General features: G+C 65.1%; 13 protein-coding genes. 7 read left to right on the top strand and 6 right to left on the bottom strand.

Features of this window, described 5'->3' with window-relative positions:
• Window positions 1-645, top strand: a 645-nt coding sequence (gene tolA, locus AC1D1Y_RS18945) for a cell envelope integrity protein TolA (protein WP_477683689.1), incomplete at its 5' end; no start/stop codon positions are given.
• A 52-nt stretch (window positions 646-697) separates the two neighbouring features.
• Here tolA and dnaE read toward each other — a convergent pair.
• Window positions 698-4180 (bottom strand): DNA polymerase III subunit alpha, encoded by a 3483-nt coding sequence (dnaE, locus tag AC1D1Y_RS18940; RefSeq protein ID WP_477683688.1) that lies wholly within the window; start codon window positions 4178-4180, stop codon window positions 698-700.
• Between the two features lie 86 nt (window positions 4181-4266).
• Between dnaE and AC1D1Y_RS18935 the strand changes: the two genes are divergently transcribed.
• Together AC1D1Y_RS18935 and egtB are read left to right on the top strand one after the other, a co-directional pair.
• Window positions 4267-5067 (top strand): sulfurtransferase, encoded by an 801-nt coding sequence (locus tag AC1D1Y_RS18935; protein WP_477683687.1) that lies wholly within the window; start codon window positions 4267-4269, stop codon window positions 5065-5067.
• 85 nt (window positions 5068-5152) lie between these two features.
• The gene (gene egtB, locus AC1D1Y_RS18930; RefSeq protein ID WP_477683686.1) at window positions 5153-6490 is read left to right on the top strand and encodes an ergothioneine biosynthesis protein EgtB; all 1338 of its coding nucleotides are present in this window, start codon (window positions 5153-5155) and stop codon (window positions 6488-6490) included.
• 13 nt (window positions 6491-6503) lie between these two features.
• Here the strand turns inward: egtB and AC1D1Y_RS18925 are convergent, their stop codons facing one another.
• The 5 genes from AC1D1Y_RS18925 to AC1D1Y_RS18905 all read right to left on the bottom strand — a co-directional run bounded on the left by AC1D1Y_RS18925 (window position 6504) and on the right by AC1D1Y_RS18905 (window position 9720).
• Window positions 6504-7388, bottom strand: coding sequence for a pirin family protein (locus AC1D1Y_RS18925; protein ID WP_477683685.1), 885 nt, complete (start codon window positions 7386-7388; stop codon window positions 6504-6506).
• Window positions 7385-7792: an OsmC family protein gene (locus AC1D1Y_RS18920; RefSeq protein ID WP_477683684.1), complete on the bottom strand. Its 408-nt coding sequence runs from the start codon at window positions 7790-7792 to the stop codon at window positions 7385-7387. Before AC1D1Y_RS18920 ends, AC1D1Y_RS18925 begins: the two co-directional genes overlap by 4 nt.
• Before the next feature lie 31 nt (window positions 7793-7823).
• Window positions 7824-8378: a flavodoxin family protein gene (locus tag AC1D1Y_RS18915; protein WP_477683683.1), complete on the bottom strand. Its 555-nt coding sequence runs from the start codon at window positions 8376-8378 to the stop codon at window positions 7824-7826.
• A gap of 109 nt (window positions 8379-8487) precedes the next feature.
• Window positions 8488-8883 (bottom strand): DoxX family protein, encoded by a 396-nt coding sequence (locus AC1D1Y_RS18910; protein ID WP_477683682.1) that lies wholly within the window; start codon window positions 8881-8883, stop codon window positions 8488-8490.
• A 135-nt stretch (window positions 8884-9018) separates the two neighbouring features.
• Window positions 9019-9720: a pirin family protein gene (locus tag AC1D1Y_RS18905; protein ID WP_477683681.1), complete on the bottom strand. Its 702-nt coding sequence runs from the start codon at window positions 9718-9720 to the stop codon at window positions 9019-9021.
• A 130-nt stretch (window positions 9721-9850) separates the two neighbouring features.
• On the opposite strand from AC1D1Y_RS18905, the gene AC1D1Y_RS18900 reads away from it, so the two are divergent.
• The 4 genes from AC1D1Y_RS18900 (at window position 9851) to trmB (ending at window position 13879) form a co-directional block, all read left to right on the top strand.
• Entirely contained in the window at window positions 9851-10795 is a 945-nt protein-coding gene (locus tag AC1D1Y_RS18900) for a LysR family transcriptional regulator (protein ID WP_477683680.1), read from the top strand.
• A gap of 344 nt (window positions 10796-11139) precedes the next feature.
• Complete coding sequence (locus AC1D1Y_RS18895; protein WP_477683679.1) at window positions 11140-12216, top strand: NAD(P)/FAD-dependent oxidoreductase; 1077 nt, start codon at window positions 11140-11142, stop codon at window positions 12214-12216.
• A gap of 20 nt (window positions 12217-12236) precedes the next feature.
• Window positions 12237-13127 carry a tRNA glutamyl-Q(34) synthetase GluQRS gene (gluQRS, locus tag AC1D1Y_RS18890; RefSeq protein WP_477683678.1) on the top strand — a complete coding sequence of 297 codons (891 nt, stop codon included), beginning with the start codon at window positions 12237-12239 and terminating at the stop codon, window positions 13125-13127.
• Window positions 13124-13879 (top strand): tRNA (guanosine(46)-N7)-methyltransferase TrmB, encoded by a 756-nt coding sequence (gene trmB / locus AC1D1Y_RS18885; RefSeq protein WP_477683677.1) that lies wholly within the window; start codon window positions 13124-13126, stop codon window positions 13877-13879. Before gluQRS ends, trmB begins: the two co-directional genes overlap by 4 nt.
• Window positions 13880-13885: the final 6 nt, after the last annotated feature.

Raw genomic sequence — 13885 nt, 5'->3', positions numbered from 1 at the left:
CCCGCCCCCAAGGTGGATATCGCGCTGGAGCAGGAGAAGAAGCGCAAGCTCGCGCAGGAACAGAAGGAAGCGGAAGCCCTGAAAGAAAAGCAGAAGGCTGAACTGCAAGCCAAAAAAGACAAAGACGCGGAAAAACAAAAAGCCGCCGAGAAAGCCGCAGAGAAAAAGGCCAAGGAAGACCTGGCCAAACGCAAGGCGGCGGAAGACGCCAAAAAACTGGAAGCCCAGAAGGACAACAAGGAAGCCGCGCAGCAAAAAGCCGCCCAGGCCGCCGCGGAAAAAGTGCGCCAGGAAAACCTGCGCCGCATCACCGGCATGGCCGGCGCCACCGGGGATGCGGAATCCAAGGGCACAGCGCAAAAATCCAGCGGTGGCTCCACGACTTACGGCGCGATCGTCAGGGCGGCCATCAAGCCCAACGTGGTATTCACCGAGGACTTCACCGGCAATCCGATGGCGAAGGTGGAGGTCCGCCTGACGCTGGACGGCACCGTCATCAGCCAGCGGCTGGTTCAATCGAGCGGCAACAAAGCCTGGGATGATGCCGCCATCAACGCCATCATCCGCACCCGCGTCATGCCGCGGGACGTCGACGGGCGCATACCCGACACCACGCTGATCCTGGAAATGCGGCCGCGCAACTAGCGCCGGCCGTCAATTCAAGCCTTGCCCGCGCCCGCGTGAAGGGGCGCCCGGCTCATTCGTAAACGATCTGCACCAGCCCCCTGTCGGCCTGCGCCATCCAGCTGGCCAGCGCCGCATCGGTCGGGAAGAATTTCGCCGCCTCGCCCAGGTGCAGTTCTGCCGTCGCGCCGCCTTCGGTGTTTTGCCGCCTGAGGCTCAGGCGCACCGGCAGGCCGCGGCTGATCTCGCCCTGGTCGGACATTTCGCGGCGCGGCGGGAAATCGCGCACCAGCCGTGATATGTCGGGCGCGCTGCCGTTGACGGCGACACGCAGGTATTTGCCGAACTTGCAGCGCGCGGTTTCCAGGTCCCACACCTGCGTGACCTTGAAGCGGCGGCCGAAGCGCTCCGACGCGCCCTGCAGCGTGCCCTGCACGATCACCAGTTCGTCGTCCTTCAGCAGGTTGCGGTTGGTGTTGAAGGTCGCTTCGTCCACGGAAGCTTCTAGCACGTCGGTCTTGTCGTCGAGCTTGAAGATGATCAGCTTGCCGCGGTTGCCGTTGATGATGCGCAGGTCGCTCAAAATCGCGGCCAGCAGCTGCGGCTCGCGCGAATCGATCAGGTCCTCGATCTTGCGCTTGGCGAACTGGCGCACCTCGGTTTCCACCTCGTCGAACAAATGGCCCGAGAGGTAAAAGCCGATGGCGGTTTTTTCCTGCACCAGGCGCGCCTTCACGCCGAAAGGCATGGCTTCGACCAGCGGCGGCTCCTGGGTGCTGGCGGCGTGCGAGTCGGACATGTCGAAAAGCCCGCCCTGGTTGGCGTTGGCTTCGGTCGCCGCGGCGAACTCAAAAGCCCGGTCCACCGAGGCCAGCAGGGAAGCGCGGTTGAGCTGCAGGTTGTCGAAGGCGCCGCCCTTGATGAGGGCTTCCACCGTGCGCTTGTTGAGCCGGCTGCGGTCCACACGCACGCAAAAATCGTAAATCGAAGTGAAGGGGCCGCCTTCCTTGCGCGCCGCGACAATCGCGGCAATCGCCTGCTGGCCGGTGCCCTTGATGGCCCCCAGGCCGTAGCGCACCGAGGTCGCGCTGATGGGCTCGAAGCGGTATTCGCCGCGGTTGACGTCGGGCGACTCGAACTGGAGGCCCATCTTCTGCGCGTCGCCGAACAGGATCTTGAGCTTGTCGGTGTCGTCCATTTCCACCGTCATGTTGGCGGCGAAGAACTCGGCGGTGTAGTGCACCTTGAGCCAGGCCGTGTGGTAGGCCAGCAGCGCATAGGCGGCGGAGTGCGACTTGTTGAAGCCGTAGCCCGCGAATTTTTCCATCAGGTCGAAAACCTCGTCGGCTTTCTCTTCGCTGAGGCCGCCCTCGCCCGCGCCCTTGCGGAAGATCTCGCGCTGGGCATCCATTTCCTCTTTTTTCTTCTTGCCCATGGCGCGGCGCAGCAAGTCGGCGCCGCCCAGCGAGTAGCCGCCCAGGATCTGCGCGGTCTGCATCACCTGTTCCTGGTAGACCATGATGCCGTAGGTCTCTTCGAGGATGGCCTTGACGCGCGGATCCGGATATTCGGGCACTTCCTTGCCCTGCTTGCGCGCGATGTAGGTCGGGATCAGCTCCATCGGCCCCGGGCGATACAAGGCGTTCATCGCGATCAGGTCTTCCAGGCGGTCCGGCTTGGCGTCTTTCAGCATGCGCTGCATGCCGATACTTTCAAACTGGAACACGGCTTCGGTCTGCCCCCGGCCGAAAAGCTCATAAACCTTGCGGTCGTTGAGCGGCAGGTCCTCGAACTTGAAGTCTTTTTGCGCCGGGTGGCGCGCGATGATGAATTCCCTGGCGATCTCCAGGATGGTCAGCGTGGCCAGGCCCAAGAAGTCGAACTTGACCAGGCCTATGGCCTCCACGTCGTCCTTGTCGAACTGGCTCACGGCGGAGTCGCTGCCGGGCTGGGCATACAAAGGACAGAAATCGGTCAGCTTGCTGGGCGCGATCAGCACGCCCCCGGCGTGCATGCCGACGTTGCGCGTCAGGCCTTCGAGCTTTTGCGCGAGTTCCAGCAGCGTGTGCACGTCCTCTTCCTTGCGCTCGCGTTCGGCCAGGACGGGCTCCTGCTCCTTCGCCTGCTCAATCGTGATGTGCTGGCCCGGCTTGTTGGGAATCAGCTTGGAGATGCCGTCGCAAAAGCCGTAGGGAAAGTCCAGCACGCGGCCCACGTCGCGGATGGCGGCGCGCGCCGCCATGGTGCCGAAGGTCACGATCTGGCTGACGGCCTCCTTGCCGTATTTGTCCTTCACGTAGTCGATCACGCGGTCGCGGTTGCTCTGGCAGAAGTCGATGTCGAAGTCGGGCATGGACACCCGCTCCGGGTTCAGGAAGCGCTCGAACAGCAGGTTGTACTGCAGCGGGTCCAGGTCGGTRATCTTCAGCGAATACGCCACCAGCGAGCCCGCGCCGGAGCCCCGGCCCGGCCCAACCGGGCAGCCGTTGTTCTTGGCCCAGTTGATGAAGTCGCCGACGATCAGGAAGTAGCCGGGGAAGCCCATCTTGAGGATGGTGTTGATCTCGAACTCCAGGCGCTTGACGTATTCGGGCCGCTTCTGGTCGCGCAAAGCCGCGTCGCGGTACAGGTGCGCCAGGCGCTCCTCCAGGCCTTCAAACGAGGCCTGGCGGAAGTATTCATCAATGGGCATGCGCACGCCGCCGACTTCGGGCGTCGGGTAATCGGGCAGCATGGGCTTGCCCAGTTCCAGCGTGAGGTTGCAGCGCTTGGCGATCTCCAGCGTGTTGGCCAGGGCCGTGGGCACGTCGGCGAACAGCGCCTGCATCTGCTCGGCCGACTTGAAGTACTGCTCGCGCGTGAACTTGCGCACGCGCCGTGTGTTGCCCAGGATCTCGCCTTCCGAGATGCAGACGCGCGCCTCATGCGCCTCGTAGTCTTCGTAGGTCAGGAACTGCACCGGATGCGTCGCCACCACCGGCAGCTTGAGCCGCGCCGCAAGCTGCACCGCCGCCGCCACATGGCGTTCGTCGTCGGGCCGCTGGGCGCGCTGCAGTTCCAGGTAAAAACGGTGGGGGAACAGGCCCGCGAAATACAGCGCGCATTCCACGGCGCGGGCACTGTCGCCCTGCAGCAGCGCCTGGCCCACGGAGCCGCCCTGTGCCCCTGACAGCGCGATCAGGCCTTCGCCCAGTTCCTGCAACCATTCGAGCTTGACCACCGCCTGGTCGCGCACCACGTTTTTGGTCCAGGCCCGCGTGAGGATTTCGGAGAGGTTGAGGTAGCCCTGGCGGTTCTGCACCAGCAGCAGCAGGCGCGCGGCGGGCGTGGCGGCGTCCTTGCCCGGCACCTGCATCCAGATGTCGGCGCCAATCAGGGGTTTGACGCCCGCGCCGCGCCCTTCCTTGTAGAACTTGACCGTACCGAACAGGTTGCTCAGGTCGGTGATGGCCAGCGCCGGTTGCCGGTCGGCGGCCGCTGCGGCCACGATTTCATCGATGCGGTTGGTGCCGTCGACGACGGAAAATTCGGTGTGGAGGCGCAAATGGACAAACATGAAGGCCATTTTAGGGCCGAGGCTGTCCGCTGAAGGGCCGCAGCCCGGTGCAAGGGCATGCATGCCTGCCTACAATCAAACGCATCATGCAAATCCTGAACATTGCAGCCTACAAATTCGTCGCGTTGGCCCAGCCGGCGGCGCTGCAGGCCAGCCTGGCCGAACGGCTGCAGGGCCATGCCATCAGGGGCACGGTGCTGCTGGCCGAAGAAGGCATCAACCTCTTCCTGGCCGGCCCGGCCGGCGATATTCATGATTTTTTGGCATGGTTGAAACAGGATGCGCGTTTTGCCGACCTGCAGGCCAAGGAAAGCTGGTCGGGCGCCCAGCCCTTTCGCAAGCTGCTGGTCAAGGTCAAGCCGGAAATCATCCGCATGAACCACCCGGCCGTGCAGCCCGCCGCGGGACGCGCGCCGGCGGTGGACGCCGCCACGCTCAAGCGCTGGCTGGACGCCGGCCACGACGACACGGGCCGCCCCGTGGTGACGCTGGACACCCGCAATGACTTCGAGGCCGACGTCGGCACCTTCCGCCATGCCATCGACTGGCGCATCCGCAAATTCACCGAGTTTCCCGAAGCCCTGCTGGGGCACAAAGAGGAACTCGCCGGCAAGACCGTGGTGAGTTTTTGCACCGGCGGCATTCGCTGCGAGAAAGCCGCCATCCTGATGCGCGAAGCCGGGGTGGAGAACGTCTGGCAGCTCGACGGCGGCATCCTCAAATATTTCGAGGAGAGCGGGCGCGCGCATTTTGAGGGTGAATGTTTTGTTTTTGACGAGCGCCGTGCCGTGGACCCGGAGCTCAAACCCCAGGTCAACCCCGCCCGCCAAGCCCTTGCACCCGTCCCCTGCCGTCCCTCGACCCGAAGTTTTCGGGCTTTTGTCTGACAGCTGAGTCCAAAGCCCCGTGCGAAGCTTTTGAGTCGTTCGCATCCCACGTCCGCCCGCCGTCCCCTTTTTAACGGTAGCCACCATGCCCACAGACACTTCCCCCGCGCGCCACCAGGCCGCCCATGCATCGCCCTCCCCGCTCGCCAGGCGCTTCAGCGCCGTGCGCCAGCAAACCGAGGCGCTGATCCAGCCCCTGAGCCCCGAAGACTGCCAGTTGCAGTCCATGCCGGACGCCAGTCCGGCCAAATGGCACCTGGCCCACCTGACCTGGTTCTTCGAGACCTTTATCCTCGAACGCTTTGAGCCCGGCTTCGCGCCTTTTGATCCGGGCTTTCGTGTGCTGTTCAACAGCTATTACAACGGCGTGGGCGACAAATACCCCAGGCCCAAGCGCGGCCTGATCAGCCGGCCCTCGCTGGACGAGGTKCTGGCCTACCGCGCGCAGGTCAACCAGCGCATGCTGGCGGTGATCGCCGCCGTAGAAGCCGGCACCGACGGCGCGCAGCAGCGGGAGCTCACCGAACTGGTGACCTTGGGCCTGCACCACGAACAGCAGCACCAGGAACTGCTGCTGACCGACATCAAGCATGCGCTCTCCTTCAATCCGGCGCGCCCGGCCTACGCGAGCCGCTGGCCGCTGGCCGGCATACACCCGCAGCCGGTGGACTGGCTGCGCCACGAGGCCGGCCTGGTGGAACACGGTTTTGACGCGGCGCGCGACGGCGAATTCGCCTTCGACAATGAAACGCCGCGCCACAAGGCCTATGTGGCGGCCTTCGAGCTGGCCAGCCGCCCCGTGACCAACGGCGAAATCATGGCCTTCATCGCCGACAAGGGCTACCAGCGCCCCGAGCTGTGGCTGTCCATGGGCTGGGACTGGGTCATCGAGAACAAGGTCAGCCTGCCCTTTTACTGGCAAGGCGATGAAGGCAGCTACCAGCACTTCACGCTGCAAGGCCTGATAGACGTCGACCCGAACACGCCGGCCTGCCATCTCAGCTATTTTGAAGCCGACGCCTTTGCGCGCTGGGCCGGCGCGCGCCTGCCCACCGAATTTGAATGGGAGCTGGCCGCGCGCGGCCTCCCCGCCGGCCCCGCCCCGCAAGGCAACTTTGTGGAGACATCCGCCTTCCACCCATTGCCGCAGCAAGAGGGCAGCCACGGCCTGCCCGCGCAGATGTTCGGCGACGTGTGGGAGTGGACCCAGTCCAACTACAACCCCTACCCCGGCTACAAGCCCTGGGAAGGCCTGGTGGGCGAATACAACGGCAAATTCATGTGCAACCAGTTTGTGCTGCGCGGCGGCTCCTGCGCCACGCCGCAAAGCCATATGCGCGCGAGTTACCGCAACTTCTTCCCGCCCGATGCGCGCTGGCAGTTCAGCGGCCTGCGCCTCGCGCGTGACCTGCAGGTCGCCTGAACCAGCACGGAATTCAACCCGCCGTGAATTTCCGCTCCGGCAGCGGAATGAATTCGGTCTCGCCAGGCACCTCTCCCATGGCCTGCGCTTCCCAGTCCTCGCCGGCCTGCACGATGCGCTCCTTGCGGCTGGAGACAAAGTTCCACCACATGAAGCGGTGCGCATCGAGCGCGTCGCCGCCTATCACCACCAGGCGCGTCGCCACCCCCGCGCTGAGCTGCACGGACGCGCCGGGCGTGAGTGTCGCCAGGGTGTGCATGGCCAGCGGCTCGCCGTCGACCAGCAGGTCGCCGTCCACCGCATACAGCGCCATCTGCTCGGCCAGCGGCGGCAGCGTGAAAGGCGTGCCGGCGGCCAGGGCCACGTCGAGGTAAAGCGTTTTGGAAAAAGTCTTGACGGGCGAAGTTTCCCCAAAAGCCTCGCCGACCAGGATGCGCACCCGGGCGCCGTCCACCGTGGTGGAAGGAATCGTTTCCGCCGGCGTGTGGGAAAACACGGGTGCCGTTTCTTCAAACTCCCTGGGCAATGCCGCCCACAGCTGCAGGCCGTGGTTCACATAGGCAGTGCCGCGCAGGTCTTCGGGCGCGCGCTCGGAATGCACGATGCCGCGGCCCGCGGTCATCCAGTTGATGGCGCCGGGCTCTATGCGCTGGGCCGAGCCCAGGCTGTCGCGGTGCATCATGGCGCCCTCGAACAGGTAGGTGACCGTCGCCAGTCCTATGTGCGGGTGCGGCCGCACGTCGTGGTTGGTGCCGGGCTGCTCGGTCACGGGGCCGAAATGGTCAAAAAAGATGAAGGGGCCGACGGACTGCTGCAGCGCCGAAGGCAGCAGCCGGCGCACCATGAAGCCGCCGCCCAGGTCTTTGTGGTGGCCCGTGAGTTTGAGTGCAACGCTCATGGCAGGCGCTCCAGTTCGGTGGTGATTTCGGTCGTGACCGTGGTCATGAGTTTGTGCACGGGGCACTTCTGCGCCACGGCGTGCAGTTCCTGCAGCTGGGCGTCGGTCAAATCACCCTTGATCTGGAGTTTGGCCGCGAGCTTGTATACACCGCTGCGCTCCTGTGAATCCTCGCGTTCAATGCGCGTCTGGATGTCCTCGACCGGGATGCCCTTTTTGCGGGCGTACCACATCACGGTCAGGGCCTTGCAGGCGCCCAGCGCCGCATCGTAGAGGTCGTGCGGACTGGGACCGGTGTCGGCGCCGCCTTCGGCCTCGCTGACGTCGGCGGTAAAGCTGTGGTTGCGGATCTGCAGCTGCTGCGCCATCGCAGCGGTGAGATCGCGTTGGAGTTCAATGGTCATGGGGTTCCTGTGCGCTAGCGAAAAAGCCGGGTCACGGCGCGAACTTCGCCGCGACGCCGGCAACACGTTCGCCGAAGCTGCGGGCCGTTTCCAGGTCGCCGGCGGACATCTCGCCGGCGCCGGCATCGGACGGCGACTGCGCGATGGCGCCGCTGTAAGAGCCCAGGTAGTTGGTGTCGTTGCGCAGCGCGGCCTTGCTGTTGCTGGGCATCATGCCCTGGCTGACCCAGATGCCGCCGTGCTGCATGGCCAGCGTGAACAGGTAGTTCAGCGTGGAGAGTTTGTCGCCGTTCATCGCGGCGCTGTTGGTGAAGCCGGCGAACAGCTTGTCTTTCCAGGCCTGGCTGTACCAGGGCTTGGACGAAGCATCGGCAAATTTCTTGAACTGCCAGCTGACGTTGCCCATGTAAGTGGGCGAGCCCATGATGATGGCGTCGGCGGCATTCAGGGTTTCCCAGCCGCCTTCGGGCAGGTTGCCGTCGGCATCTATGGCCAGCAGCTCGGCGCCCGCACCTTCGGCCACCGACTGCGCCATGCGCTGGGTGTGGCCGTAGCCGGAGTGGTAAATCACGACAACTTTGGGCATTCGGGGCTTTCGCGGGGAAAGGATAAAGAAGATAAAGAAGATAAAGAAACGAGCAAACAAAAGGGCTGCAGCCCGGGTATGAACTCCCTCGCTGCAGCCCGTTTGTGGATCAGCCTTTGCGCTGGCCGTCCACACTCCAGGCGCCGCCGCCGAAAGCCGCGATGCTGAACAGGCCGCCGACGATGGCCATATTCTTGAAGAAGGCCATCTGTTGCGTGGGGTCGACCCAGAAGGCATGGAAGACGCAGGTGATGACGACCGTGAAAACGCCGATGGCCAGCGCGGCCCAGCGCGTCTGGAAGCCAACGGCCAGAAGAATGCCCAGGCCGAGTTCCACCACGATGGCGATGGCGGCCGCGACTCCAGGCAGCGGCACACCTTTGGAGGCGATGTAGCCGACCGTTCCGGTAAAGCCGGCGATCTTGCTGAAGCCGGCGGGCACGAACAGCAGCGCCACCAGCAGGCGGCCGATCAGGGAGAGAGGGTTTTGCAGGGAATTGAGCATGGTGAGTCCTTGTTAATGAAGTAAACGGGGGAAATGATGGAGGAAAAAAACACTCTGGGCAAGCGCCATGCGCCTATGCGCATTCAGCGCTTGCCCCGGGTGATGGGTTACAGGGTGTTATCGGGCCCTGCAGGTTCAGGGCGCCAGGTCAAACACCAGCACTTCGGCGTCCCGGCCATGGGCCAGTTGCAGCGTCGCTTCCGACTGCAGCGCCGCGGCGTCGCCCGCCTTCAGCAGCTGGCCGTTGACTTCCAGTTGCCCGCGGATCAGGTGCACATAGGTCTTGCGTGCCGCGCTCAAGGCCAGCGTGGCGCTTTCCGTACCGTCAAACAGGCCGGCATGCAGCCGGGCATCGGCATGGATCAGCACGGAGCCTTTGGCGCCGTCGGGCGAAGCCACCAGACGCAGGGTGCCGCGCTTTTCGGCATCGGCAAAGGTCTTTTGTTCATAGCTCGGGGGAATGCCGGTCACATTGGGTTCGATCCAGATCTGCAGGAAGTGCGTGGTCTGGCCGTCGGCGTGGTTGAACTCACTGTGCTGCACGCCGGTGCCGGCGCTCATGCGCTGCACGTCGCCGGGCGGAATGCCCTTGATGTTGCCGATGCTGTCCTTGTGGGCAAGCTCACCGCTCAGCACATAGCTGATGATTTCCATGTTCTGGTGGCCATGGGTGCCAAAGCCGCGGCCGGCCGCGATGCGGTCCTCATTGATGACACGCAGGTTGCCGAAACCCATGTGGGCCGGGTCGTAGTAGCCGGCGAACGAAAAGGAGTGGAAGGATTTGAGCCAGCCGTGGTCGGCGTAACCGCGTTCGCTGGAAGTTCTTAAAGTCATCATGAGGTGCTCCTTTCAAGGTGCGTTGAAAATGCGTTGTGATTCGTTTGCAATGACTCCAATGTAGGCGCGGGGACCCCGCTTTCCATTGCCGCGCTTTGATGGCATCATTCAAATTATTTGAATCATTCTTATGGCAACGATCAACAACCGCGTGCGCGACGCCCTGACGCCGGAAACCCTGGGACTGATAGGCGCCATTCACAGCGCCGGCAGCATGGCGGCGGCGGCGCGTGAACTGGGCCTGGTCCCCAGTGCCCTGACCTACCGCATCCGCCAAGTGGAGGACGCACTGGACGTGCTGCTGTTCGACCGATCTTCACGCCAGGCGAAACTGACCGAAGCCGGCAAGGAACTGCTGCGCGAGGGCAACCGCCTGCTGGCGGAACTCGACGCCGTGGCCAACCGCGTCAAACGCGTCGCTACGGGCTGGGAACCGCAGCTCACGCTGGCGGTCGACAGCGTGATCTCGCGCACCACGGTGATGGAGCTGTGCGAGGCTTTTTTCGCACTGAACCCGCCCACCCGCCTGCGCCTGCGCGAGGAAGCGCTGTCGGGCACGCTCGAGGCGCTCACCTCTGGCCAGGCCGACCTGGCCATAGGCGTGGCCATCGAGCCAGCGGTAAACACCTCGGTGCAGCACAGGACGCTGGGCAGCATCCATTTCATTTATGCGGTGGCGCCGCACCACCCGCTGGCACAGGCTCCGGAGCCCGTGACCGACGCCATGCTGATGCCGCACCGCGCCGTGGCGGTCGCCGATTCGGTGCAGCGCGGCAGCGGCATCACCGTGGGTCTGCTGGGCGGGCAGTACATCTTCACCGTGCCCGGCATGCAGGAAAAACTGCAGGCGCAACTGCGCGGACTGGGCGGCGGCTTCTTGCCCGAATACCTGGCGCGCCCCCACGTCATCACCGGGCGGCTGGTGGAAAAGCGCATGCAGCGCGCCCCGCGCCAGGTGCCCATGAGTTATGCCTGGCTGCGCGCGCCCGACGGCAAGGAGGGGCGCGCACTGCAGTGGTGGCTCAAGCAATTGGAGAGCGCGGCCACGCGAAAAGCACTGCTGGAACGGGATTAGTATCGCGTCGCGTATGAGATGTCGGATTTGCGCAAAGTCATCGGTGCGCAGCGCAAGGCGCAGGCCGCCAGCCCATGCTAAAGCATGGGCAAGGGCTGCAACGCGGCGATGTGTGCCGAGGACGAGTGCAAAACGACAGATCATGCGTGACGCGACACTACCCCTGTGAAAACCCGTAGTCGGTTCGTAATCTGAGCGCGAGAGCCCAGCCTGCGTGTAGAGTGTGCCTATGATTTTCGTTTATGGTTGAGATGTGATGACCAACGCCGGGGGGCCGTGAATTGCATGCGCAAGCAGCAAGGCGCCTTATTCATCAACCCCAAAGAAACATAAAGACCTCAGACATGAAAAAAAATTCCGCCCTCCCCCTTCCTGAATCCGCGGCCCGGCGCCGCATCGCCGTCATCGGTGCCGGCATCGCCGGCATTGCCTGCGCGCGTACGCTGGCGCAGGCCGGGCATGAGGTCACGGTGTTCGAGAAAAGCCGCGAAGCCGGCGGCCGCATGGCCACCCGCGACAGCGAATTCGGCGGTTTCGACCACGGCACGCAGTACTTCACCGCCCGCGACCCGCGTTTCGAAAAAGCCCTGGCCACAGCGTCCGGGCTGGTGCGGCCCTGGAGCGCCAACACCGTGCGCATCCTGGACGAGCTGGGTCGCGTCGTGGCCTCCGCGCTGCCGCCCAAGGAGGCGCACTGGGTCGCCACGCCGGGCATGAATGCACTGGTGCGCCAATGGGCGCAGCCCCTGGCGGCCGCCGGCCGCCTGCAGCTTGAAACCGAGGTGATCAGGCTGGAGCGCGACAAGCTGCACCCCGAACAATGGCAGTTGCAGACCGAAGGCCCGGGCGCCGGCAGCCTGGTGCACTCGGGTTTTAACGCCGTGGTGCTGGCCCTGCCCTCGCCGCAGGCGCATGCCCTGCTGCTGAGCTCGCAACAGGGCAAGCCGCTGATGTCCGAATTGTCCAAGGTCAGCGTCGCGCCTTGCTGGACCCTGATGCTCGCGTTTCCACAGGCCATGCAGCCCACGATGGTCCACCTGGGCCCGCACTGGAACGCCGCGCGCAGCACCCACCACCGCATCGCCTGGCTGGCGCGCGAGTCGTCCAAGCCCGGGCGCAGCCCCATCGAGCGCTGGACCGTGCAGGCCAGCCCCGACTGGTCGCAGCGCCACCTCGAAGACGACGCCGAGCGCGTCAAGGCCAAGCTGCTCAAAGCCTTCACCGAAGTCACCGGCATACGCGCGGCACCGCCCCATGCCGTGGTGCACCGCTGGCGCCACGCCCAGACCCTGCAGCCCCTGGGCAAAACCCATGCATGGGACGCCAAATCGGGCATAGGCGCCTGCGGCGACTGGTGCCTGGGGCATCGCGTGGAAGACGGTTTTGTCTCGGGCCTTGAAATGGCTCTAGAGCTGGCCTGAACGCCAAAGGCGAAATCGGCGTGGGCGCCGAATACCGGGGCCGCTTCGCCCCTTCTCCGACCGGGCCGTTGCATGCCGGCTCCCTGGTCGCCGCCTTGGCCAGCTGGCTGGATGCGCGCGCGCACCAGGGCCGCTGGCTGGTGCGCATCGAGGACGTGGACACGCCGCGCTGCGTGCCGGGCGCCGACCTCATCATTCTTGAACAACTGGCTCAATGCGGGCTGCTGCCTGACGAGCCGCCCGTGTACCAGTCAAAGCGCGGCGACTTGTACCAGCAGGCGCTGGATTCATTGATCGCCCGCGCGCTGGCCTACCCCTGCGCCTGCACGCGCCAGGACATCGCCCGCGCGCTGGCGGCTTCCGGGCAGGCGCGCGAACGCCACGGCGAACTGGTCTACCCCGGCACCTGCCGCGGCGGCCTGCACGGCCGCAGCGCGCGCGCCTGGCGGCTGGACACGCAAGCGCATGCGCCTGTCAGCTGGCAGGACCGCCTGCTGGGCCCGCAGTCGCAGGACGTCGCCCATGAAGTCGGCGACTTCGTGCTCAAGCGCGCCGACGGCCTGTGGGCCTACCAGCTGGCCGTGGTGGTCGACGACGCGGCCCAGGGCATCACGGACATCGTGCGCGGCGAGGACCTGGCCGACAACACGGCGCGGCAAATCCTGCTGCAGCGCGCGCTGGGCCTGCCACTGCCACGCTACCTGCACACGCCGCTGGTGCTGGGCGCCAACGGCGAAAAGCTCTCCAAACAGAACGGCGCGCAGGCCCTGGACGCCCGTGATCCGCTCGCCCTGCTACGGCAGGCGGGTGCCGTTCTCGGCCTGCCAACCGGCGAGAACGCTGCCACGCCGCAGGACTGGCTGCGGCAGGCCGTGCCGCTGTGGGCGGAGCGACTTAAAATCAAGCGGTGACAGATACCAACTCCCCCACCCCGCCCGCCACCCTCCCCGACCAGCCCTCCGAGGGCGCGGCCGCCGAACCGGGCGCTCCCCGCAACATCCGCAGCTTTGTGCGGCGCACCGGCCGCACCACCATTGGCCAGGCCAAGGCCTTTGCCGACGTGGGCCCTCAATTCCTGCTGCCCTACACAGCAGCGCCGGCGGACTTCGAGGCCGTCTTCCAGCGTTCGGCCCCCACCATCCTCGAGATAGGCTTCGGCATGGGCGAGGCGACGGCCCACATCGCTGGATTGATGCCCGAGAAAAATTTCCTGTGCTGCGAGGTGCACACCCCGGGCGTGGGCGCGCTGCTCAAACGCATCAGCGAACAGGGGCTGGCCAACATCCGCATCCTGCAGCACGACGCCGTCGAAGTGATAGACAACATGCTTCCGCCGGCCAGCCTGGACGGCGTGCATATTTTCTTTCCCGACCCCTGGCACAAAAAACGCCACAACAAGCGCCGCCTGATCCAGGCGCCGCTGGTCGCCAAGCTGGCAGCCCGCCTCAAGCCCGGCGGCTACCTGCACTGCGCCACCGACTGGCAACCCTATGCCGAGCAGATTCTCGAGGTGCTGGCCGCCGAATCGCTGCTGAAAAACACCGCGGACGTCAGCGCCGGTGGCTATGCGCCCAAGCCGGCCTACCGGCCTTTGACCAAATTTGAAAACCGCGGCATCAAACTGGGGCACGGCGTCTGGGACGTCGTGTTTGTGCGTGCCTGATCTCCC

Source organism: Polaromonas sp. P1_G1 (genome assembly GCF_056405595.1).
This window is presented reverse-complemented; position numbering and strand designations above follow the sequence as displayed.